This window comes from Erwinia sp. MMLR14_017, assembly GCF_033657285.1.
Lineage (GTDB): Bacteria > Pseudomonadota > Gammaproteobacteria > Enterobacterales > Enterobacteriaceae > Erwinia.
Genome location: NZ_JAWVWP010000002.1, coordinates 417267 through 438552, shown reverse-complemented (window position 1 = coordinate 438552; position 21286 = coordinate 417267). Strand labels below are relative to the sequence as shown.

Below are 21286 nucleotides of genomic sequence, written 5' to 3'. Positions count from 1 at the left end.
ACTTATTTCTCGCTCTCAACCAGCCCGCGCACGAAGGCGCGCTGCATCACTAAAACAATCACAATGGGCGGGATCATGGTCAGCAACATTGCCGCCATCACCAGATTCCACTGGGTCGATCCGTCACCGTTACCAATCATGCTGCGAATACCGGCCACGGCGGTGCCGAGATCGGCTTCACTGATAATCAGCAGCGGCCACATATACTGGTTCCAACCGTAGATAAAGGTGATCACAAACAGCGCCGCCAGGTTCGTTTTTGACAGCGGCAGCACAATATCCCGAAAGAAGCGCATCGGACTGGCGCCGTCGATGCGCGCCGCCTCAATCAACTCATCCGGCAAGGTCATAAAGAACTGGCGAAACAGAAAGGTCGCGGTGGCCGAAGCCATCAGCGGCAGCGTTAAGCCGCTGTAGCTGTCGAGCATATTGAGGTTGGAAATCACCTCCACCGTGGGGAAAATCCTCACTTCAACCGGCAGCATCAGGGTGATAAATATCATCCAGAAAAAGAGCGAGCGCAGCGGAAAACGAAACCAGACCAGCGCAAAAGCTGAAAGCATCGATACGGTGATTTTTCCGGCGGTAATGCTTAACGCCATAATGGCGCTGTTCATCAGCATCCGGCCAAAGGGCGCGCTGTTCTGCGCCACGCCGTGCTGCCAGATATTGGCCATGTTATCCAGCAGATGTGTACCGGGGATCAGCGTCATCGGCACCTGAAACACTTCACTGTTACTGAGGCTGGCAGCCACAAATGCGACGTAAAGCGGAAACAGTACGGTAAGAATGCCTAATCCCAGCAGGGTATGGCTGAAAATGGTCAGCCCGCGACGGTGCTCAATCATTGGTAACGTATCCTCTTCTCAACGTAGCGGAACTGGATCACTGTCAGAAGGATGACCAGCACCATCAGCACCACCGACTGCGCGGAGGATGAAGAGAGATCGAGTCCGGCAAAGCCTTCACGGTAAATTTTATAAATCAGCGTGGTGGTGGACTGCACCGGGCCGCCGCCCGTAGCGGCATCAATCACCGGGAAGGTATCGAAGAAGGCGTAGACCAGGTTCACCACCACCAGGAAGAAGCCAACCGGGGTAATCAGCGGCAGGGAGAGCTGGAAAAACCGCCGTACCGGCCCGGCACCATCAATGGCCGCCGCTTCGGTCAGCGATTTCGGAATGGATTGCAGCGCGGCAAAGAAAAATAAAAAGTTGTAGCTCATCTGCTGCCAGACGGAGGCCAGCACCACCAGCAACATCGCCTGGCCGCTGTTCTGCGCATGGTTCCAGTCGTAGCCAATCAATCGCAGGAAATGGGTAATTAATCCCAGGCCAGGACTGAACAGGAACATCCACAACACGGCAGCCACGGCGGGCGCAACCGCATAAGGGAGTAAAAACAGTGTCTGATAGAAGCGCTTAAGGCGCAGGACGTGATCCACCAGTGCAGCGAAAAAGAGCGAGACCAGCAGGCCAATGACCGTGACCAGGCCGCTGAAGATCAGGGTGGTCAGGAAAGAGTCGAGATAGTACTCATCCCCCATCAGGCGTTTGAAGTTTTCCATGCCGACAAAGGTGCTGGAAAGGCCAAAGGGATCGACGCTCTGCACCGAATACCACAAGGCTTCACCGGCAGGCCAGAGGAAGAAAATCGTGGTAATCAGCAGCTGCGGCAGCACCAACAGATAAGGCAGCCAGCGCGAGCGAAATACGGGACGGGAAGAAGACATAGGGTCGCTCTGAAATAGGTGGAGGGCGGTAAAAAGCCGTCAGGCAGAAAACGGACTGTGGTGAAAGCGGCAATAAGGGGCAGCACGCCGGGAGATCATAGTTTTATCCCTGGTGACCTGGCAGCCGCATCCCTGCGGCTGACGCCCGGCTTATCTGTCCCTTCTGGCGTTTCATCACTTATGTAGTACTGGATAAACCCGGCCCTGATGGCAGCGCCTACTGCTTAACCGTCTGCCCGAAGCGGCGCAGCAGCAGGTTTCCACGGGTTACCGCATTATCCAACGCAGCCTGCGGGGTTTTCTTGCCAGTCCAGACGCTTTCCAGCTCTTCGTCAACAATGGTCCGGATCTGCGGCATGTTGCCCAGACGCAGGCCTTTGGTAAAAGGGAGTGGCGGCTTGTTCAGCATCTGACGGGTAGCGATATCCGCGCCCGGATTCTTGTCGTAGAAGCCCTGTTTGCGGGTCAGCTCATAGGCGGCGGTGGTAATCGGCAGATAGCCGGTTTTCTGGTGCCATTCCGCAGCGATTTCCGGTTCGGCCAGGAACTGCATAAACTCGGCAACGCCTTTGTAGGTGCCCGCATCTTTGCCTTTCATGACCCACAGGCTTGCTCCGCCGATGATGGCATTCTGTGGCGCGTTGGGGACGGTTGCGTCGTAAGGCATCATACCTACGCCGTAATTAAATTTGGCGTAATGGCGGATATCCGCCAGCGAACCGGAAGAGGCGGTGGTGATGGCGCAGTCGCCGTTATAGAACTTGGCGGTAGACTCATCTTTACGGCCAAAGTAGGTGAACTCGCCTTTCTTGTTCATCTCCTGCAGCATTTCGATGTGACGAACCTGCACCGGCTTGTTAAATTCCAGCACCGCATCAGTGCCGTCAAAGCCGTTGTTTTGGGTCGCCACTGGCAGACCATGCCAGGCGCTGAAGTTTTCGATCTGGATCCAGCCCTGCCAGCCGCTGGCGTAACCGCAGTTCATGCCTGCTTTACGCAGCGCAGCGGCATCCTTCTCCAGCTCCTGCCAGGTATTTGGCGGCTGTTCCGGGTTCAGGCCCGCTTTTTTAAAGGCGTCTTTGTTGTAATAAAGCACCGGCGTGGAGCTGTTAAACGGCTGAGAGATCAGGTGGCCATTCGCATCGCTGTAATAGCCCGCCACGGTCGGCACGAACTGCTTTTCATCGAACTCAATGCCCGCATTTTTGAACACATCGTAAACCGGCACGATAGCTTTAGAGGCCATCATGGTCGCCGTACCCACTTCGTAAACCTGCAAAATAGCGGGCGCTTTACCCGAACGCACAGCGGCAATCCCGGCGGCCAGGCTCTGCTCATAATTGCCTTTGTAGGTTGGCACGATTTTGTAATCGGGATGAGATTCGTTAAAGCGTTTTGCCAGTGAATCCACTTCCACGCCCAGCTCGCCTTCCATTGAGTGCCAGAAAGGGATCTCGGTGGCTGCCAGAGCGTGGCCGCTAAAGGTCACTCCCAGTACCATGCAAAGTGTGGTTTTACGGAATGAGAACGATGTCATATCGGTTTCCTGTGCCCGGTGTCATTCGCGCGATTTCGCGCATTCTTATTGTTCGGGAGGTAAAATGACACGGGAAAATGACAGAAAAATAACGGACTTATGACGGAAACGTGACAGGCAGGTGACAGCAACATCACTTGCTGATAAAAGCGCGAAAGCCATCCCTGGTGACAGCCCGGCTCGCGTTACAGGTGGCGCGAGCCGTTTTATTCACGAGCTATGCACTCGTTTTATCCTTGTTAACGATCGGTAAAAATAAAAGGCCAGCAGACTCTGGCCTTTTGCTTACAGCGTCAGCCGCCGAGATAGGCGCTGCGCACCGCTTCGTTAGCCAGCAGCGCGTCACCGGTATCTTCCAGCACCACGTGACCGTTTTCGAGCACATAGCCCCGGTCTGCCAGCTTCAGCGCCTGATTGGCATTCTGTTCCACAAGGAAGATGGTCATCCCCTCCTGACGCAACTGTTCAATGGTATCGAAGATCTGCTGAATGATAATCGGTGCCAGCCCCAGCGAAGGTTCGTCCAGCAGCAGCAGGCGCGGCTGGCTCATCAGCGCACGGCCTATCGCCAGCATCTGTTGCTCACCGCCCGACATGGTACCGGCACGCTGTACGCGGCGCTCATAAAGGCGCGGGAACAGCTCATAAACCCGCTTGATCCGCGTCTGATACTGCTGGCGATCGGCAAAAAAGCCGCCCATGGCCAGGTTTTCTTCCACGGTCATGCGGGAAAATACGCGCCGTCCTTCTGGTACAATCGCAATCGCTTCACGCATGATGCGCGCCGTTTGCCACTCAGTAATCGCCTTACCGTCAAAAGTAATCGAACCTTGAGTGGCGCGCGGTTCGCCGCAAAGCGTGCCCAGAAGGGTAGTTTTGCCTGCGCCGTTTGCGCCAATCAGCGTCACTATCTCGCCCTGATTGATCTGCAGGCTCACGTTGTGCAGCGCCTGGATCTTGCCGTAGTGCGCGCTGACGTTATCCAGTGAAAGCATCGGGTTCATATCAGGCTTCTCCCAGGTAGGCGCGGATCACGTCCGGGTTATTACGGATCTCTTCCGGCGTGCCGTTGGCCAGCGGCGTTCCCTGATTAACCACGTAAATACGGTCTGAAATACCCATTACCAGTTTCATATCATGTTCAATTAACAGTACCGAGACGTTGTGTTCGCCTCTCAGCTCCGCAATCAGCTCATCCAGCTCGTGCGTTTCTCTGGGGTTCAGTCCTGCGGCAGGCTCATCCAGCATCAGGATCTCTGGCCGGGTGACCATGCAGCGGGCAATTTCCAGGCGGCGCTGCTGGCCATAAGCCAGGTTCCCCGCCTGACGATTCGCCATCTCCAGCAGACCAACGCGATCGAGCCAGCTGGCGGCCCGATCCAGCGCATCGCTCTCAGCCTTACGAAACGCAGGCGTCTTCAGCAATCCGGCAAACACGCCGCTTTTCAGATGCTGATGCTGCGCCACCAGCAGGTTTTCAATCACTGTCATTTCACGGAACAGGCGGACGTGCTGGAAGGTCCGCACAATGCCCATCCGGGCAATTTTCTGCCCCGGCAGACCAGCAAGCTGTCTGTCGCCCAGCATAATGCTGCCGCCCGTCGGGCGATAAAAACCGGTCAGACAGTTAAATACGGTGGTTTTACCGGCACCGTTTGGGCCGATTAACGACACAATCTCTTTATGGCGCAGCTCCAGCTCAACGTTGTTTACGGCGAGCAGGCCGCCAAAGCGCATCATCAGACCATTTACGGCTAACAGCGGCTTCATGATGGCTCTCCTTTTGCCACACTCTTCAGCTTCAGGTGAGGCCGCTTCATCGGCAGCAGCCCCTGCGGACGCCAGATCATCATCAGCACCATCAGGCCACCCAGCACCAGCATGCTGTATTCATTCAGATCGCGCATCAGCTCGCGGGAAACTACCAGCAGTACCGCAGCCAGGATAACGGCAAACTGCGACCCCATCCCGCCCAGCACCACAATCGCCAGCACAAACGCGGACTCGGCAAAAGTGAAGGATTCAGGGCTGACAAATCCCTGACGCGCAGCAAACAGGCTCCCGGCAAAACCGGCAAACGCGGCGCTGATGGTGAATGCCGTCAGCTTAATACGCGTTGGGCTAAGGCCCAGCGAGCGGCAGGCGATTTCATCTTCACGCAGCGCTTCCCAGGCACGGCCCAGCGGCATACGCAGCAGGCGGTTGATTACAAACAGCGTGATCACCACCAGCAGTAGCGCCACCATATAGAGGAAGATAATGCGATCGCTGGGGTCGTACTTCAGACCAAAGAAGTTGTGGAAGGTATCCCAGCCGCCGTCGCGCACGCTGCGGTTGAATTCCAGACCAAACAGCGAAGGTTTTGGGATCTGGCTGATGCCGTTGGGGCCGCCGGTGATGGCGGTATTGTTCAGCAGCAGAATACGGACGATCTCTCCGAAGCCGAGCGTCACAATCGCCAGATAGTCACCACGCAGGCGCAGCACCGGGAAGCCCAGCAGCAGGCCAAACATGGCGGCCACCAGCCCGGCTAACGGCAGGCATTCCCAGAAGCTCATGCCGTAATAGTGATTCAGCAGCGCAAAGGTGTAGGCGCCGATAGCATAGAAGCCGCCATATCCCAGCACCAGCAGGCCGGACAAGCCCACCACCACGTTCAGCCCAAGGCCGAGCATCACGTAGATCAACGTCAGCGTGGCAATATCAACCGTACCGCGAGAGACCAGAAAAGGCCACGCAACCGCGGCAATAATCAGCAGCAGCATAAACAGTTTCTGTTTTGGCGTGGAGCCATCAATGCCCGGCAGCACCAGCGCAGGACCAGAGACTTTCTTGAGGCCTTTCTGCATCAGAGGGCGCAGCAGCTGGAAGAAAAATACCACTGCGGCACCTGTGGCAATCCAGTTCCAGCGTACGCTTCCGGCGTTATTGACCACCAGATGCGTGCCGTCCAGATTCAGCCGCATGCCCATAAAGAACGCGGCCAGCACCACCAGCATCAGCGAGGAAGCGATGGCATTAAGCAGGTTGAGCTGTTTCATACTTTCTCAACCTCCGGGCGGCCCAGGATGCCGGTTGGCATCACTAACAGCACCACAATCAGCAGCGCAAAGGAGACCACATCTTTGTATTCAGTACTGAGATAGGCGGAGGTTAACGCTTCAGCAATGCCGAGGATCAGCCCGCCGAGCATCGCGCCTGGAATACTGCCGATACCGCCCAATACGGCGGCAGTAAAGGCCTTCATGCCGGCCATAAAGCCGATATAGGGATTGATCACGCCGTAGAACTGCCCCAGCAGCACGCCAGCCACCGCCGCCATTGCGGCACCAATCACAAAGGTCAGGGAGATCACGCGGTCGGTGTTAATGCCCAGCAGGCTGGCCATTTTAAGGTCTTCTGCACAGGCACGACAGGCGCGGCCCATGCGGGAATAGCGGATAAACAGCGTCAGCGCCAGCATCGCAAGGAAAGTCACCACCCAGATAACCACCTGCATGGTAGAGATCGTTGCGGCAAAGCCATTGCTTTCGCCCAGCGTCCACTGCCCGGTAATCAGGCTTGGTAGCGCCAGATCGCGTGAGCCTTGAGTCAGGCTGACGTAGTTTTGCAGAAAGATCGACATCCCGATGGCGGAGATAAGCGCGATCAGGCGTTTCGACGAGCGTACGGGTTTGTAAGCCACGCGCTCAATGCTCCAGCCGTAGGCGCTGGCAATCACAATAGCGACAATAAATCCGGCACCGATCAGCATCCAGCTGACGTCGATGCCCATCATCATCAGCGCGGCGATCACGATAAACGAGACGTAGCTGCCGATCATATAGACCTCGCCGTGGGCGAAGTTGATCATGCCAATAATGCCGTAAACCATCGTGTAACCGATAGCGATCAGCGCATAGGTGCTGCCCAACGTCACGCCGTTGAACATTTGCTGCAGGAAATAGAGAAACTGCTCGGACATACCTTGGTACCTTACTCACTACCGCTTAACAAAGAGTAATCTGTGGCGAAACGGGCGACCCACTGGCCGCCCGTTCAGACTGGGTTATTTCACGGCGGATGAGGAACCGTCTGCGTGCCATTTGAAAATGCCGAACTCAAAGCCTTTCAGATCGCCTTTCGCGTCCCAGCTCAGGTCGCCCATTACGGTTGGAACGGGTGCGCCCTCTTTCAGGTTTTTCGCGATATCTTCTGGCTCTGCGCTTTTGCTGCGCTCCATGCCGGTAGTCAGCGCCTGCAGAGCAGCATAGGTGGTCCAGACGAAGGGTCCGGTTGAGTCCAGTTTTTTGGCTTTCAGCGCATCGACAATCGGTTTGTTCGCCGGAACCTGATCGTAACGCTTCGGCAAGGTAACCAGCATGCCTTCAGAAGCTGCACCGGCGATGTTAGAGAGGGAAGAGTTACCTACGCCTTCAGGTCCCATAAATTGAGTTTTCATACCGGCAGCACGAGCCTGACGCAGGATCTGGCCCATCTCCGGGTAGTAACCGCCGAAGTAGACAAAATCGACGTTCTCTTTCTTCAGGCGCGCTACCAGCGTGGAGAAATCTTTGTCGCCAGCGGTGATCCCTTCAAACATCACCACGTTGCCGCCCGCTTTTTTCAGGCTCTCCTGGACAGAGCGCGCCAGGCCTTCGCCATACTGCTGCTTGTCATGGATAACGGCAATGCGCTGCGGCTTGATTTCGCTAAGAACATATTTCGCCGCTGTAGGACCCTGATCGGAGTCCAGTCCGGTGGTACGCATGATCATTTTATAACCACGAGTGGTGAGATCGGCGTTAGTGGCAGCTGGCGTGATCATCAGCACACCTTCATCTTCATAGATGTCGGAAGCGGGCTGAGTGGAAGAGGAGCAGAGGTGACCAATCACGTAGCGAATGCCGTCGTTAATCACTTTGTTGGCAACGGCCACGGCCTGTTTTGGATCGCAGGCATCGTCATATTCCACGCCAACCAGTTTGTCGCCGTTAATGCCGCCTTTGGCGTTGATATCAGCAATCGCCTGTTTAGCCCCAGTGAATTCCATATCGCCATATTGCGCCACCGGTCCGGACATCGCGCCGACAATGGCCACTTTAATATCTTTAGCCACGGCAGCGTGGCTCATCGCCAGTGCCACACAACCCGCCAGGAACGCGCTACCTTTCGTGATTTTCATCCAAACTACCCCATCTGTTGTGATTGCTGTTTTATTACCGTTAAGCCGCATATAAACCTTCGTAGAAAGAAGGAGTTATCACGAATTAAGGCAATTTTTAGTAATAAGGCTTTAATTTTCAGGTTATTAAACAGGAGTTTTCTTCTGTAAATCAACTGACACATTCAGAAATCCCCCTGTTGCACAGAGGAAAACGCTGGCAGTAACCGTGGCATTTCACGCACCAGGATAGCGGGTTATGCTGCCTTTCAGAGCAAGGTTAAGTATTTGCTCTGGTCTGGGACGGCGCAATAAACAGATTGCTTTGTTTTCGTACAGGAAAAGTTACGCGCTCCTCTTTGCATAAATTCGCTACAATATGCCTTTCGTACTAGTCCGGTAATGACCATGAAACTCACTATCATCAGGCTGCAACACTTCTCCGATCAGGATCGGCTGGATCTGGCGAAAATCTGGCCCGCTGCCGATATCAAAACGCTGGAAAAGGCGCTCACTGAAGAGCAGCAGATCTGGGCGGCAAAGTTTAACGACCGCCTGCTGGCTGCGGTGCAGGTAACGATAAAAGGAACGCAGGGGGAGCTGGCGGATTTAACCGTGCGGGAAGTGACGCGTCGTCGGGGAGTGGGCAGTTATCTGCTTGCGGAGCTGCTGGCGCAAAACCCCTCAATAACCCAGTGGTGGCTGGCGGATTCTGACGTGGAAGAGCGGGCAACGATGGCCGCATTTATGCAGCACGGCGGGTTTGTTGCGCAGGCTGGGGGCTGGGTCAGGTTGGCTAACTACTGAGCAAGCCTGCAAAGTGAGGTCGCTGTAATTGCAGGGTACAGATACAGAAAAGGGCGACCAGAGTCGCCCTTTTCTTATTAACAGCATGCCTTACGCTTCAATCGCAACACGCAGTTTTTTCATCGCGTTCTTTTCCAGCTGACGAACGCGCTCTGCGGAAACGCCATATTTATCGGCCAGCTCCTGCAGCGTGGTTTTGTTGTCATCGTCCAGCCAGCGGGCACGGATGATATCCTGGCTACGCTCATCAAGACCCAGCATCGCATCGCTGAGTTTATCAGCCGCGTGAGAGTCCCAGTTATCTTCCTCAATGCCGTTGGCAAAGTCAGAGGATTTATCCTGCAGATAGAGCATAGGAGCCATGGAGCGACCTTCGCCTTCATCATCCGGCGTTGGATCAAAGGTCATGTCCTGAGCCGCCATACGCGACTCCATTTCCAGTACGTCTTTGCTGGAAACGCCCAGTTCACGCGCGACCATCTCTACCTCATCCTGATTAAACCAGCCCAGACGCTGCTTGGCTTTACGCAGGTTAAAGAAGAGTTTGCGCTGAGCTTTGGTGGTGGCCACTTTCACAATACGCCAGTTACGCAGGACATATTCGTGAATTTCAGCTTTGATCCAGTGCACCGCGAACGATACCAGACGCACGCCCACTTCCGGATTAAAACGGCGAACCGCTTTCATCAGGCCGATGTTTCCTTCCTGGATCAGGTCAGCCTGCGGCAGGCCATAGCCTGAGTAGTTACGAGCGACATGAACAACAAAGCGCAGGTGAGACAGGATCAGCGTTTTAGCTGCTTCCAGATCGCCCTGGTAATGCAGCCGTTCAGCCAGCGCTTTTTCCTCTTCTGCCGTCAGCATAGGCCAGGCATTGGCCGCCCGGATATAGGAATCCAGGTTGCCTAAGGGAGCAATAGCTAAAGTTTGCATTTCTTTGGTCATTCAAACCCTCTCTCTATTTAATAATGATGCTGCGCCCTCATACCTTAAAGCGGCGCCGGTTTCCCTGCTCAATCCACAAGATTACGTGAACGGCAGCCAGAATTAAACGCAATCTGTGCTACTTCGACGTCAAAGTTATCCACAAGTTCACTATTAACGGTGAATAAACTACACACCATCTGGCAGGAGAAGTATTGCTGGAGGAAGTGACAAAAAGATGACTTCCTCTGCGGCACAGTAGCCATGCAACAGAGGAACATTATAGCAAAAAAACGTGTAGAGGGGTTACTGTGGCGTAAATCGACGTAAATGTTGTACCGTCGCCAGCCAGGCGGCTATCCAGCCAATCATTGCTGAGATTAGCAGCAGCAGCAGGCTCTCATCCCACGCCAGCCCGGTCAGGTTAAAGGTAGTGCCGAATACGGCAGCCACCTGCGTCACCACCGTTTCCAGACGGAACACCAGCACCTCAGAAAGGATCAGCGAAAGCAGCGCCCCGGCAAAGCCCAGCAGCGCGCCGCCATAGAGGAACGGGCGCAGGATAAAGCCATCCGTCGCGCCAATCAGCTTCTGCACGTTTATGGTGTCACGGCGGGCAAAGATGCTCAGCCGTACGCTGTTCCCTATCACCAGGAACACCGCCACTATCATCAGCACGCCGATCATCGCCGCCACCTGCCCAACCAGACCAGTCAGCGCCGCCAGGCGGGCAAACCAGCTGTCATCCATTTTCACCTCATCCACGCCCTGCACTTTCGCTACGCGAGCGCTAAGGTTATTCATGGTGTCGGAATTCTGGAAGGTCAGTTTTGGGGTGATGATGGCTACCGCCGGCAACGGATTCTGCTCAAGCATATCCATCGCTCCGCCAAAGCCAGACCAGTTGCGGAATTCGCCCATCGCCTCTTCGCGCGACAGATAGTTAACCTTGTCGACACCCTCTTCTTTCTTCAGCTGCGCGACAACGTTTTCGGCGGCGTCATCATCCAGCGTTTTGCTCAGGTAGACCGTCAACTGCGGGGCCGGATACCACTGCTCCGCCGCCTGGTTGACGTTTTTCCACACCATATAGCAGACGCTGGGCAGCGTCAGCGAGATGGCAATCACCATTACCGTCAGCAGCGTAGCCAGCGGCTGACGCCACATATCAGACAGCGTGCCGCGCAGCGCATAGCGCCACTGTTCCTGCCAGCCGCCTTTCAGCGCCTTGCTTTTTGAGGGCTGCTTTTGCCTTGCCGCTTTAGGAGCGGGCGCCCGGGAATTGCGTTTATTCGCCACCCTGACCTCCGTGCAAACGTCCCTGATTCAGCGACATCAGGCGGTAGTTACGCCGGGCAATCAGCGCCCGATCGTGGGTTGCCATCAAAACGGTGACGCCAACCCTGTTAAACTCTTCAAACAGACGCAGAATATCTTCCGACAGCGCGTCGTCCAGGTTACCGGTAGGCTCATCTGCCAGCAGCACAGCGGGTTTATTCACCACCGCACGGGCGATGCCCACGCGCTGCTGCTCACCGCCGGAAAGCTGAATCGGATAACTTTTAGCTTTATCCAGCAGCCCCACCTTATCCAGCGCGGCAGAAACGCGACGGCGGATATCTTCTCCGCTGGCACCGGCGATAATCAGCGGGATCGCCACGTTGTCGTAGACGGAGCGATCCATTAACAGGTGGTGATCCTGGAAAATCATGCCGATCTGACGGCGTAAAAACGGCACTTCACTGCTTTTCAGGCGGCTGATGTCATGCCCGCTGAACCAGATATGACCAGCGCTTGGGCGCTCAATGCCACAAATCAGCTTCAGCAAGGTACTTTTCCCTGCGCCAGAGTGTCCGGTCAGAAACGCCATTTCTCCCGGGCGAAGATGGAAATCTACCCCCTGAAGCGCTTGCCGACCGCCGAGATAAGCCTTACTGACCTCTTCAAAGCGAATCATCCTAATTAGTCCTCTCGGGCAAAAAGTGCCTCTATAAAATCGTCAGCCTTAAACGAGCGTAAATCTTCAATGCCTTCCCCCACGCCGATATAGCGGATAGGAATGGCAAACTGATCGGCTACTGAGAAGATCACGCCCCCTTTTGCCGTGCCGTCCAGCTTGGTCAGGGTGATCCCCGTCAGGCCCACCGCCTCATGGAACAGCTTAGTCTGGCTGATGGCGTTCTGACCGGTACTGGCATCGATGGTCAGCATCACTTCATGCGGCGCCTGTTCGTCCAGCTTTTTCATCACGCGGGTAATTTTCTTTAACTCTTCCATCAGGTGCGCTTTGTTCTGCAGGCGTCCTGCAGTATCAGCAATCAATACGTCAACATGACGCGCTTTGGCGGCCTGAATGGCATCGAAAATCACCGAAGCGGAGTCCGCACCGGTTTGCTGCGCAATCACCGGAATATTATTGCGCTGTCCCCAGACCTGAAGCTGTTCCACCGCTGCGGCACGGAAGGTATCCCCTGCGGCCAGCATGACGGATTTGCCTTCAGCCTGATACTGGCGCGCCAGTTTACCGATAGTGGTGGTTTTACCCACGCCGTTGACGCCCACCATCAGAATAACGAAAGGCGTTTTGCGGCTGACATCCAGCGGCGCTTCCACTTTAGCCAGAATCTCTGACATTTCCTGCTTCAGCAGCCCGTAAAGCGCTTCTGCATCACGCAGCTGCTTGCGGTTTGCCTGCTGGGTAAGATTGCTGATGATACGGCGTGTGGTTTCCACCCCGACGTCAGCGATCAGCAGCTGCTCTTCCAGCTCCTCAAACAGATCGTCGTCAATCTTTTTGCCGCGGAACAGCCCAATAAACCCGGAGCCCAGATTCTGGCGCGTTTTCACCAGGCTGCGTTTCAGGCGGGCAAAAAAGCCCTCTTTGGTTGGCCGCTGTTGTTCCGCCTGCTCTGAGCTGTCGGCCTGTTCCACTTTGGCTAACGCGGCGGCAACAGACTCTTCTTCGTTAATTTGGCCGGACTCTGAATCATCAGCCGCCAGGGCCAGGGCTTCCAGCTCTTCCGGAGAGATCTCCTCTTCCGGCTCGACTTCAGCCGCTTCTTCCGGCAGGTATTCCTCTTCAGGTGCTGGCTTAACTTCAGCAACCTCTTCCGGCAGGTACTCTTCTTCTGGCGCTGGTTTAACTTCAGCAACCTCTTCCGGCAGGTACTCTTCTTCAGGCGCTGGTTTAACTTCAGCAACCTCTTCCGGCAGGTACTCTTCTTCAGGCGCTGGTTTAACTTCAGCAACCTCTTCCGGCAGAGTTTCTTCTGCCGGGCGCGCCTTCAACGCCTCTTCAGCGTGGGCGGCCTGCTGCTGAGCAACGGTTTCCGTCACTTCAACAATCGCTTCCGCGCGCTGTTCAGCCGCTGGCGTGGCCTCATCTGATGATGTCTCAGCCGCGGGATGCTGTTCCTCTGACGTCTCTTTTATCTCTTCCTGAGGCGCCTGCTCCTCACGCCCTAATCCCAGCCAGGAAAAAAAGCCACGTTTTTTATTTTTTGCCATGGTGCAACCACACTCCTCGCGGGGAAAAAACTGTCAGGTCTCTGAAAATCATCTTAATCCCCTAGTCTAACACTTTCCTGCTAACGCAACACAGCACCCTTTTTACGTTTCCTCCGCCCCGATCGCGCGTTAAACTGTGCAACAAATTATGTAGAGTTCAGCAGCATGAATAAAAAAACCCGTGGCGGTGGCGCCGGACAAATCCGCATTATTGGCGGTCTGTGGCGCGGCAGAAAACTTCCGGTACCGGACAGCGCCGGACTGCGTCCAACGACCGATCGCGTTCGTGAAACGTTATTTAACTGGCTGGCGCCCGATATCCAGGGCGCCCGCTGTCTCGATTGTTTTGCCGGAAGTGGGGCGCTGGGGCTGGAGGCTCTCTCCCGCCATGCCGCCTCAGCGACACTGCTGGAGCTGGAACGCCCGGTAGCCCAGCAGTTAGAGAAGAATCTGGCCACGCTGGGCGCAAAAACAGGCCGGGTGATAAACGTGAATACCCTGCAATTTCTGGCGCAGGGCGGCGAACCACACGACCTGATATTTATCGATCCGCCGTTTCGTAAGGGGCTGCTGGAACAGACCATCGCCCAGCTGGAAACCCAGGGCTGGCTGGCGGAAAGCGCGCTGATTTATGTGGAAAGCGAAGTGGAGCACGGCCTGCCGCCGGTGCCGGTAAGCTGGCAGCTCTGGCGGGAAAAGATAGCGGGTCAGGTAGCTTATCGCCTTTATCGCCGCCAGGTTACTGAGAAGGAGCAAAAAAATGCTGATTAATGCAGGCCGGTTACTGATGATCTGTGTCTGGGCATTTTTACTGCTCAACCTGGTGCATCCGTTTCCCAAACCGCTGAAATACTTTATTGATGTTGCGCTGTTTTTCATGGTGGTGATGCACGGCCTGCAGCTGGTGCTGATGCGTGCCACGCAGCCGAAGGATGCGCCAAAGCTGAGCGGCCTGATGCAGATCAAAATCTTCTTTTTTGGCGTATTTGAACTGCTGGCCTGGCAAAAAAAGTTTCTGCCGAAAAAGTAAAAGCAGAAAACCAGCCGAAAGCGCTGACAGGCCAGGCGCTTTCGGCAGGCTTTCAGTTAGCGTTAAAGGAGATAAAACGCGTCCCCTGCACCTTCAGCTGCCCTCTGTCGCCTTTATCTATCTGATTATAATCTTTTTCTTTGAGAACCAGCTTAAAATCCCCTGCGCCATTCAGCGGATGGAACCATGCCTCAAAGCGCATCTCCTCAACCGGTATAACTTCACGCTGGCGTGACCGACGGTCAGGCAGCGGGAACTCGCGCTTGGCTTTTACTTCAGCCGGCATAGAACGAACCGGAGAAGCGTCATTCACTGCGACTTCTCTGCGCTGCTTAATAAACTGGCGCGTAGCCAGTACGGCAATCACAGCCAGTACGACGAAAAACAGAAGTTTCATATTTTCCTTCTTTCTCCCTATCAGGCAATGCGGATGGTTTACTGGCCTGAAAGGATACAACCAGAGCCCTCCCATTGTCACATCGTGATAGCCTGGCCTAAACTCAATTCAGATTTGTGGAGTTTTGCATCTGAAAACAAAGGGACACATTATGATTTGGTCGTTTCTGGCAGTGCTTTTTTCCGGTTGGTTATACGTTGATGCCTCCTATCGTGGTCCTCAATGGCAACGCTGGGTATTTAAACCCGTCACGCTGCTGCTGCTGTTAGCGCTGGCCTGGCAGGCTCCGGTTCTCAACACTACAGATTATCTTATCCTGTTTGGCCTGCTCGCCACGCTTATTGGTGATGCGCTGACCCTGCTGCCTAACCGGCGTATGCTCTATGCGATGGGCGCTTTCTTCCTCTCTCACCTGCTCTACACTATCTGTTTCGCCAGTCATATGACGCTGACCTTTTTCTGGCCCATACCGCTGGCGCTGGTGATTATTGGCGCAGCGCTGATCGCCACCATCTGGTCGCGCCTGGAGGATCTGCGTTGGCCGATTTGTACCTTTATTGGCATGACGTTGCTGATGGTCTGGCTGACCACAGAGCACTATTTCTTCCGCCCAACGGATTACAGCTTCACGCTGATGATTGGTAGCTCACTGCTGCTGCTGGCGAATATCGTCTGGCTTATCAGCCACTATCGTCGTCGTTTTACCGCGGACAGCGCGATTGTTGCCGCTTGCTATTTTGTCGGCCACTTTATGATTGTGCGCTCACTCTACCTGTAAGCGCAGCAAAGGCCTTGACTCTGGAGTCGACTCCAGAGTGTATGATGGCGTGTCGGCGGGAGCGTTTCCCGCCGTTACTCATCAGGAGGCGTTATGCACTCACACTCATCCCTTTGCTCTTGTGGTCATCGCCATACCCCCGGTCAGCCTGAATGCGGCGCTAAACCTCGCCCCGTGATCAAAAAAATTTCGGCTATTACTCCAGCCACTCCTGAATCAAGCTGTTGCCCTGAGGTGGACGGTGGTTCAGGCAGCGAAGGTGATAAGGAAAGCGACAGAACACGTTTTAGCTGGTTAATCGAAGGGATGGACTGTCCAGCCTGCGCCCGTAAAATTGAAAAGGCCGTCGGCAATGTGCCTGATGTTGTTCAGGCGCGCGTGCTGTTTGCCACCGAAAAGCTGGTAGTCAGCGCAGATAAGGATATCCGCCAGCAGGTGGAAGCCGCCGTTTCCAGAGCGGGTTTCAGGCTGAAACTCAGCAATGCCCCTCATACAGCCGAACCCTCTCCCGGTTTCTGGCAGGAGAACCGCACCCTGCTTTTGCTGTGCGGATTAATGCTCGTCAGTTGGCTGATCCACATTTTCCACCCGCAGGCAGGCGAGATTGCCTTCACGCTGACCACTCTGGTCGGCGTCTGGCCTGTCGCCCGCAATGCCCTTCGCCTGATCCGCAGCGGAACGCCGTTTGCCATTGAAACGCTGATGAGCGTTGCGGCCATTGGCGCTCTGTTTATTGGCGCCACGGCGGAAGCGGCTATGGTGCTCCTGCTGTTCCTGTTCGGCGAGCGGCTTGAGTCTTTTGCTGCCGGTCGGGCGCGGCGCGGCGTAACGGCTTTAATGGCGCTGAAACCTGAAGAGGCTATCCGGCTGAACGGCAACGTGCGGGAAACGGTTCCGCTTAGCGCCCTGCGACCGGGCGACAAGATTGAGGTTGCGGCGGGTTCGCGGTTACCAGCGGATGCGCGTCTGCTCTCTCCCTTCGCCAGCTTTGATGAAAGTGCCCTGACCGGAGAGTCGGTGCCGGTTGAGCGCCAGCAGGGCGAAGCCGTTGCCGCAGGCTGCCTGAGCATTGACCGCCAGGTTCTGCTGGAAGTAGTTTCTGAGCCAGGCGAGAGCGCGATTGACCGCATCCTGCATCTGATTGAAGAGGCGGAATCGAATCGGGCGCCCATTGAGCGTTTTCTGGACCGTTTCAGCCGGATTTATACGCCGGTAATCATGGGGTTATCCCTGCTGACGGCAATAATCCCGCCGCTGCTGATGGCGGCAGAGTGGCAGCCGTGGATCTATAAAGGTCTGACACTGCTGCTGATTGGCTGCCCTTGCGCACTGGTGATATCGACGCCGGCAGCCATCACCTCTGGCCTGGCTGCCGCTTCCCGCCGTGGAGTGCTGATTAAAGGCGGCTCAGCGCTGGAAAGTCTGAATGCGGTTCGCACCCTGGCTTTCGATAAAACAGGCACGCTGACGCAAGGCAAACCGCAGGTTGTGGCCATTGTGCCGCTGACAGAAGAGCCTGAAGCTTCACTGCTGGCAAAAGCGGCGGCGGTGGAAAGCGGTTCTTCACACCCGTTGGCGAAAGCGATAGTGGCGCAGGCGGCGGAAAGAAAGCTGGCGCTACCTCCAGCCTGCGAGCAGCGGACGCTTGCGGGCAGCGGTGTGGAAGCAGTAGTTGGTGGTCACAAACTTTTAATCAGCGCGCCGGGTCGCCTGGCGGAAAAGGTGCTCTCTTCCCGTCAGGCGGAAGAGGTCATCCGGCTGGAAGCCGGGGGCAACACGGTAGTGGTTATGCTGGAGGAGAGCCAGCCAACCGCGCTGCTTGTGCTGCGTGATACGTTACGAGCCGATGCTTTAGCTGCGCTGGCTGAGCTGAAAGCAATGAAGATTCAGGCAGTGATGCTGACCGGCGATAACCCTCGTGCCGCAGCTGCCATTGCCGCAGAGCTGGGCATTGATTATCGTGCTGGCTTGCTGCCCGCAGACAAAGTGGCCGCCATCGGCGAGCTTAATCAGCAGCAGCCTGTCGCCATGGTCGGCGACGGCATTAATGATGCGCCCGCGATGAAAGCCGCCACTATCGGCATTGCCATGGGCAGCGGCAGCGATGTGGCGCTGGAAACCGCCGACGCCGCGCTGACGCATAATCGGCTGGGCGGTCTGGCAACCATGATCCGCTTGTCCAGAGCGACGCATGCCAATATCCGCCAGAACGTGACTATTGCGCTGGGGTTGAAAGGGATCTTTCTGATCACGACGCTGATGGGCATTACCGGCTTGTGGCTGGCGGTTCTCGCCGATTCAGGCGCTACAGCGTTAGTAACCGCTAACGCATTGCGCCTGCTGCGCAAAAGCTGACCAGATCCCAACCCGGCGTTATCTCACCAATGCTGAAGTTTTCGGGCAGACAACGTTGAAGCCGCAGGGGAAGGGAGAACGGGCTGATAAGCAAAGGCTAAGCGGCATGGACGCCGCTTCGCAGCCATCAGGGATAATTTCACGGCGTTTTTGTGTTCAGCCCATTCTCCCTGACCAGATCGCCTGCATTCACAGACGACCTGACCTTTCTGCACATCTTACTGCTGACGATATTCCTTCAGGCAACTTGCCTTAACACTGACTTCAGAAACTGTCATTGACAGCTCTACAGCCCCTTCTTCAACAGATACTTATAGGGCACCTGCTCGGTAAGTTGGGCCACCAGCGTATGCTCCATAAAACGGCAGAACCCTGGAATATCGCGGGTTGTGGCGGGATCGTCGGCAATAATCAGCAGGGTTTCGCCCTCCTGCATATGGCGCACGGTTTTACGCACCATCATCACAGGCTCGGGACAGCGTAGCCCCATAGCATCCAGGGTTTGGTCGGGATTGGCGAACAGATCGCTCATAACACTCTCTTTAAGGTTCAGTGACAGCATTTATTTTACCCACACCCTTCGCCTGTGCAAGCGCGCAGATAACGATAACGTTTGCGCTAAAATTAACCATTGCATTAGCACTCTGTTTCGGTAATATGCCGCGCACTTGCTACGCAAGACCATTTTCATTGGGTTCCCTCACCCCAACTTTCAAAAAGGCTACAAGATGATTTCATTCTCGAAAAGTCAGCGCACGCATGCGCTGGTCTGGCTGTCGTTGTTCCACGTCCTGGTGATCACCTCCAGTAACTATCTGGTACAGCTACCAATCTCTGTTTTCGGCCTCCATACCACATGGGGCGCCTTCAGCTTTCCGTTTATCTTCCTGGCAACCGATCTCACCGTGCGGATTTTTGGCGCGCCGCTGGCTCGTCGTATTATTCTGGCGGTAATGGTTCCGGCGCTGTTTATCTCTTACAGCATCTCCGCCCTCTTCTATCAGGGTGAATGGCAGGGATTTGCCGCGCTGAAAGAGGTAAACCTGTTTGTTGCCCGTATCGCCTGCGCCAGCTTTATGGCGTATGCGCTGGGACAGATTCTGGATGTCCATGTCTTTAACCGTCTGCGTAAGCTGCCTCAATGGTGGATTGCGCCAGCCTCCGCCATGTTCCTGGGCAACATCAGCGATACGCTGGCCTTCTTCTTTATCGCTTTCTATAAAAGCCCGGACCCGTTTATGGCGCAGAACTGGGTGGAGATCGCGCTGGTGGACTACAGCTTTAAGGTGCTTATCTGCATGATTTTCTTCCTGCCCGCTTACGGTTTGCTGTTAAATGCGATGCTTAAGCGCCTGGCGGAAAAATCGAGTCGCGCACAGGTCAACTTCGGTTAAGCTGAAGGCTGTAACAGGCCGGCGGTTGCTTTTGCCAGCTGATTGCTATTTTATGAGTGGCTCTATTGCAGCACACGACTAACGTAAAAGGGATCATGATGCGTAACTTACTGAAATATGCCGGTATCGGTTTACTGGTGGTTGGACTGGCCGCCTGCGACGGCAAAGATGATAAAGCCTCTGCTGATGACAACGGCGTCAGCAGCAGCCAAAGCTCGCAAAATGTGACCCTGATGGAGGGTAAATTAGGCTTCACGCTGCCTGCCGGCATGTCCGATCAGAGCGGCAAGCTCGGTACGCAGGCGAATAACATGCACGTCTATGCCGATGCGACCGGACAGAAAGCGATTATCGTTATCGAAGGCGATGCGACGACCGATGGCCTGGACGTGCTGGCTAAACGCCTTGAGCAGCAACAGCGCAATCGTGACCCGCAGTTGCAGGTGGTGACCAACAAATCGGTGGATCTGAAAGGCCAGCCTGCCCAGCGGCTCGATACGGTCATCTCTGCCAAGAATCAATCTTCCTGGTCCTCCGTGGTGCTGGCGAAGGTTGACGGCAAACTGCTGACGTTGCAGATCACTCTGCCCGCCGATAATCAGCAGCAGTCGCAGACCGATGCAGAAAACATCATCAATACTATTACGTTAAAATAAGCAGCGTTGACGTAAGCGCACGAACGCCTTAACAAAAAGCCCCGGTCAACTGACCGGGGCTTTTTTATGCGCTTTCAGCGGCATCTGTTGCAGCTACAGGCCCGCATGCTCGCGAATGTATTTTCTGGCCTTTACCGCGTATTCAAACGGATTGGCTAACGCCGGGTCCTGTTCAGCTTCCACCACCATCCAACCCTTATAGCCTGCTTCATCCAACAGGGAAAATACCGGCATAAAGTCGATAACGCCATCGCCCGGCACGGTGAACGTGCCCTTTTTCACGCCGTCCAGGAAGGACATTTTCTGACTCCTGACCTGAGCCACCACCTCATCACGCACGTCTTTCAGATGGATGTGATTGATACGCGGCAGGTACTTTTTCAGGATCGCCAGCATCTTCGTCTGGCTGCCTTCAGAGTAGTAAGCGTGGCCGGTGTCGAACAGCAGGTAGACATCATCGTTAGTCAGGGCCATAAAGCGGTCAATCTCTTCCGTAGTCTGAATGGCCGTGCCCATATGATGATGCAGAGCGACCTGCATACCTTTCTCTGCCGCCAGCTTCGCCAGCTCGTTGTAGCCTTCCGCCGTTAAGCGCCACTCTTCATCGCTGAAATTGGGCTTCTCATCCAGCACCGACAGCGTCGTACCCTGAATGCTTCTGCTCTGCTCAGAACAACCAATTACTTTGGCTCCCATGGCATGCAGAAAATCACGATGGTTAATAAATTCATCAATGGTCTTTGCTTTATCACCATTCGCAAAAAAGGTGCTGAACCAGGCGTTGCAAATTTGCAGACCACGTATCTCCAGCATCGGTTTCAGCACCGCAGGATTGCGCGGATACTTACTGCCAACCTCACTGCCGGTGAACCCTGCCAGCGCCATTTCGCTGACGATTTGCTGAAAGGTATTCTCCGCACCCAGCTCCGGCATATCGTCGTTGGTCCAGCCAATCGGCGCTATTGCCAGCTTCACGTTCTCTTTATTCATCGTCTTTTCTCGTAAGGGATAAGGCGGCGACGCCGC

The 21286-nt window shown here is 55.2% G+C and carries 22 protein-coding genes; 7 read left to right on the top strand and 15 right to left on the bottom strand.

Annotation, left to right across the window (positions count from 1 at the left end):
- Positions 1 to 2 precede the first annotated feature (2 nt).
- The 8 genes from ugpE to SD961_RS05025 form a co-directional block, all read right to left on the bottom strand.
- The gene (ugpE, locus tag SD961_RS05060) at positions 3 to 848 is read right to left on the bottom strand and encodes a sn-glycerol-3-phosphate ABC transporter permease UgpE (RefSeq protein ID WP_318789296.1); all 846 of its coding nucleotides are present in this window, start codon (positions 846 to 848) and stop codon (positions 3 to 5) included.
- Entirely contained in the window at positions 845 to 1732 is an 888-nt protein-coding gene (ugpA, locus tag SD961_RS05055) for a sn-glycerol-3-phosphate ABC transporter permease UgpA (protein WP_318789295.1), read from the bottom strand. Before ugpA ends, ugpE begins: the two co-directional genes overlap by 4 nt.
- A 217-nt stretch (positions 1733 to 1949) precedes the next feature.
- Positions 1950 to 3269, bottom strand: coding sequence for a sn-glycerol-3-phosphate ABC transporter substrate-binding protein UgpB (gene ugpB, locus SD961_RS05050; RefSeq protein WP_318789294.1), 1320 nt, complete (start codon positions 3267 to 3269; stop codon positions 1950 to 1952).
- Positions 3270 to 3562: 293 nt separating this feature from the next.
- Positions 3563 to 4273, bottom strand: a complete 711-nt coding sequence (gene livF, locus SD961_RS05045) for a high-affinity branched-chain amino acid ABC transporter ATP-binding protein LivF (RefSeq protein WP_318789293.1) — start codon at positions 4271 to 4273, stop codon at positions 3563 to 3565.
- A 1-nt stretch (position 4274) separates the two neighbouring features.
- Positions 4275 to 5042 (bottom strand): high-affinity branched-chain amino acid ABC transporter ATP-binding protein LivG, encoded by a 768-nt coding sequence (livG, locus tag SD961_RS05040; RefSeq protein ID WP_318789402.1) that lies wholly within the window; start codon positions 5040 to 5042, stop codon positions 4275 to 4277.
- On the bottom strand, positions 5036 to 6310 hold the full coding sequence (locus SD961_RS05035; RefSeq protein WP_318789292.1) for a high-affinity branched-chain amino acid ABC transporter permease LivM: 1275 nt from the start codon (positions 6308 to 6310) through the stop codon (positions 5036 to 5038). The genes livG and SD961_RS05035 overlap by 7 nt, the downstream gene beginning before the upstream one ends.
- Positions 6307 to 7233 carry a high-affinity branched-chain amino acid ABC transporter permease LivH gene (gene livH, locus SD961_RS05030; protein WP_306209811.1) on the bottom strand — a complete coding sequence of 309 codons (927 nt, stop codon included), beginning with the start codon at positions 7231 to 7233 and terminating at the stop codon, positions 6307 to 6309. Before livH ends, SD961_RS05035 begins: the two co-directional genes overlap by 4 nt.
- A gap of 84 nt (positions 7234 to 7317) precedes the next feature.
- On the bottom strand, positions 7318 to 8433 hold the full coding sequence (locus tag SD961_RS05025; protein WP_318789291.1) for a branched-chain amino acid ABC transporter substrate-binding protein: 1116 nt from the start codon (positions 8431 to 8433) through the stop codon (positions 7318 to 7320).
- 387 nt (positions 8434 to 8820) lie between these two features.
- Here SD961_RS05025 and panM point away from each other — a divergent pair, with 387 nt between their 5' ends.
- The gene (gene panM / locus SD961_RS05020) at positions 8821 to 9219 is read left to right on the top strand and encodes an aspartate 1-decarboxylase autocleavage activator PanM (RefSeq protein WP_318789290.1); all 399 of its coding nucleotides are present in this window, start codon (positions 8821 to 8823) and stop codon (positions 9217 to 9219) included.
- 90 nt (positions 9220 to 9309) lie between these two features.
- Here panM and rpoH read toward each other — a convergent pair whose 3' ends face one another.
- The 4 genes from rpoH to ftsY all read right to left on the bottom strand — a co-directional run bounded on the left by rpoH (position 9310) and on the right by ftsY (position 13650).
- Positions 9310 to 10164 carry an RNA polymerase sigma factor RpoH gene (rpoH, locus tag SD961_RS05015; protein WP_318789289.1) on the bottom strand — a complete coding sequence of 285 codons (855 nt, stop codon included), beginning with the start codon at positions 10162 to 10164 and terminating at the stop codon, positions 9310 to 9312.
- Positions 10165 to 10449: 285 nt separating this feature from the next.
- On the bottom strand, positions 10450 to 11442 hold the full coding sequence (ftsX, locus tag SD961_RS05010) for a permease-like cell division protein FtsX (protein ID WP_318789288.1): 993 nt from the start codon (positions 11440 to 11442) through the stop codon (positions 10450 to 10452).
- The gene (ftsE, locus tag SD961_RS05005) at positions 11432 to 12100 is read right to left on the bottom strand and encodes a cell division ATP-binding protein FtsE (RefSeq protein ID WP_318789287.1); all 669 of its coding nucleotides are present in this window, start codon (positions 12098 to 12100) and stop codon (positions 11432 to 11434) included. Before ftsE ends, ftsX begins: the two co-directional genes overlap by 11 nt.
- A 5-nt stretch (positions 12101 to 12105) precedes the next feature.
- Positions 12106 to 13650: a signal recognition particle-docking protein FtsY gene (gene ftsY, locus SD961_RS05000; protein WP_318789286.1), complete on the bottom strand. Its 1545-nt coding sequence runs from the start codon at positions 13648 to 13650 to the stop codon at positions 12106 to 12108.
- Between the two features lie 165 nt (positions 13651 to 13815).
- Between ftsY and rsmD the strand changes: the two genes are divergently transcribed.
- Both rsmD and SD961_RS04990 read left to right on the top strand, forming a co-directional pair.
- Positions 13816 to 14421 carry a 16S rRNA (guanine(966)-N(2))-methyltransferase gene (gene rsmD, locus SD961_RS04995; protein WP_318789285.1) on the top strand — a complete coding sequence of 202 codons (606 nt, stop codon included), beginning with the start codon at positions 13816 to 13818 and terminating at the stop codon, positions 14419 to 14421.
- Positions 14411 to 14680 (top strand): DUF1145 family protein, encoded by a 270-nt coding sequence (locus SD961_RS04990; protein ID WP_318789284.1) that lies wholly within the window; start codon positions 14411 to 14413, stop codon positions 14678 to 14680. The genes rsmD and SD961_RS04990 overlap by 11 nt, the downstream gene beginning before the upstream one ends.
- Positions 14681 to 14732: 52 nt before the next feature.
- On the opposite strand, the gene SD961_RS04985 is transcribed toward SD961_RS04990, so the two are convergent.
- Positions 14733 to 15077, bottom strand: coding sequence for a DUF2500 domain-containing protein (locus SD961_RS04985; RefSeq protein WP_318789283.1), 345 nt, complete (start codon positions 15075 to 15077; stop codon positions 14733 to 14735).
- 151 nt (positions 15078 to 15228) lie between these two features.
- Here SD961_RS04985 and SD961_RS04980 point away from each other — a divergent pair, with 151 nt between their 5' ends.
- Both SD961_RS04980 and SD961_RS04975 read left to right on the top strand, forming a co-directional pair.
- On the top strand, positions 15229 to 15855 hold the full coding sequence (locus SD961_RS04980; RefSeq protein ID WP_318789282.1) for a lysoplasmalogenase: 627 nt from the start codon (positions 15229 to 15231) through the stop codon (positions 15853 to 15855).
- 93 nt (positions 15856 to 15948) lie between these two features.
- Entirely contained in the window at positions 15949 to 18210 is a 2262-nt protein-coding gene (locus tag SD961_RS04975) for a zinc/cadmium/mercury/lead-transporting ATPase (RefSeq protein WP_318789281.1), read from the top strand.
- Positions 18211 to 18496: 286 nt separating this feature from the next.
- Here the strand turns inward: SD961_RS04975 and tusA are convergent, their stop codons facing one another.
- Positions 18497 to 18742, bottom strand: a complete 246-nt coding sequence (gene tusA / locus SD961_RS04970; protein ID WP_318789280.1) for a sulfurtransferase TusA — start codon at positions 18740 to 18742, stop codon at positions 18497 to 18499.
- A 196-nt stretch (positions 18743 to 18938) separates the two neighbouring features.
- On the opposite strand from tusA, the gene SD961_RS04965 reads away from it, so the two are divergent.
- Positions 18939 to 19604 carry a 7-cyano-7-deazaguanine/7-aminomethyl-7-deazaguanine transporter gene (locus SD961_RS04965; protein WP_318789279.1) on the top strand — a complete coding sequence of 222 codons (666 nt, stop codon included), beginning with the start codon at positions 18939 to 18941 and terminating at the stop codon, positions 19602 to 19604.
- Positions 19605 to 19702: 98 nt separating this feature from the next.
- Positions 19703 to 20260 (top strand): DcrB family lipoprotein, encoded by a 558-nt coding sequence (locus SD961_RS04960; protein WP_318789401.1) that lies wholly within the window; start codon positions 19703 to 19705, stop codon positions 20258 to 20260.
- A 93-nt stretch (positions 20261 to 20353) separates the two neighbouring features.
- On the opposite strand, the gene iolE is transcribed toward SD961_RS04960, so the two are convergent.
- Entirely contained in the window at positions 20354 to 21250 is an 897-nt protein-coding gene (gene iolE, locus SD961_RS04955; RefSeq protein WP_318789278.1) for a myo-inosose-2 dehydratase, read from the bottom strand.
- Between the last annotated feature and the right edge of the window lie 36 nt (positions 21251 to 21286).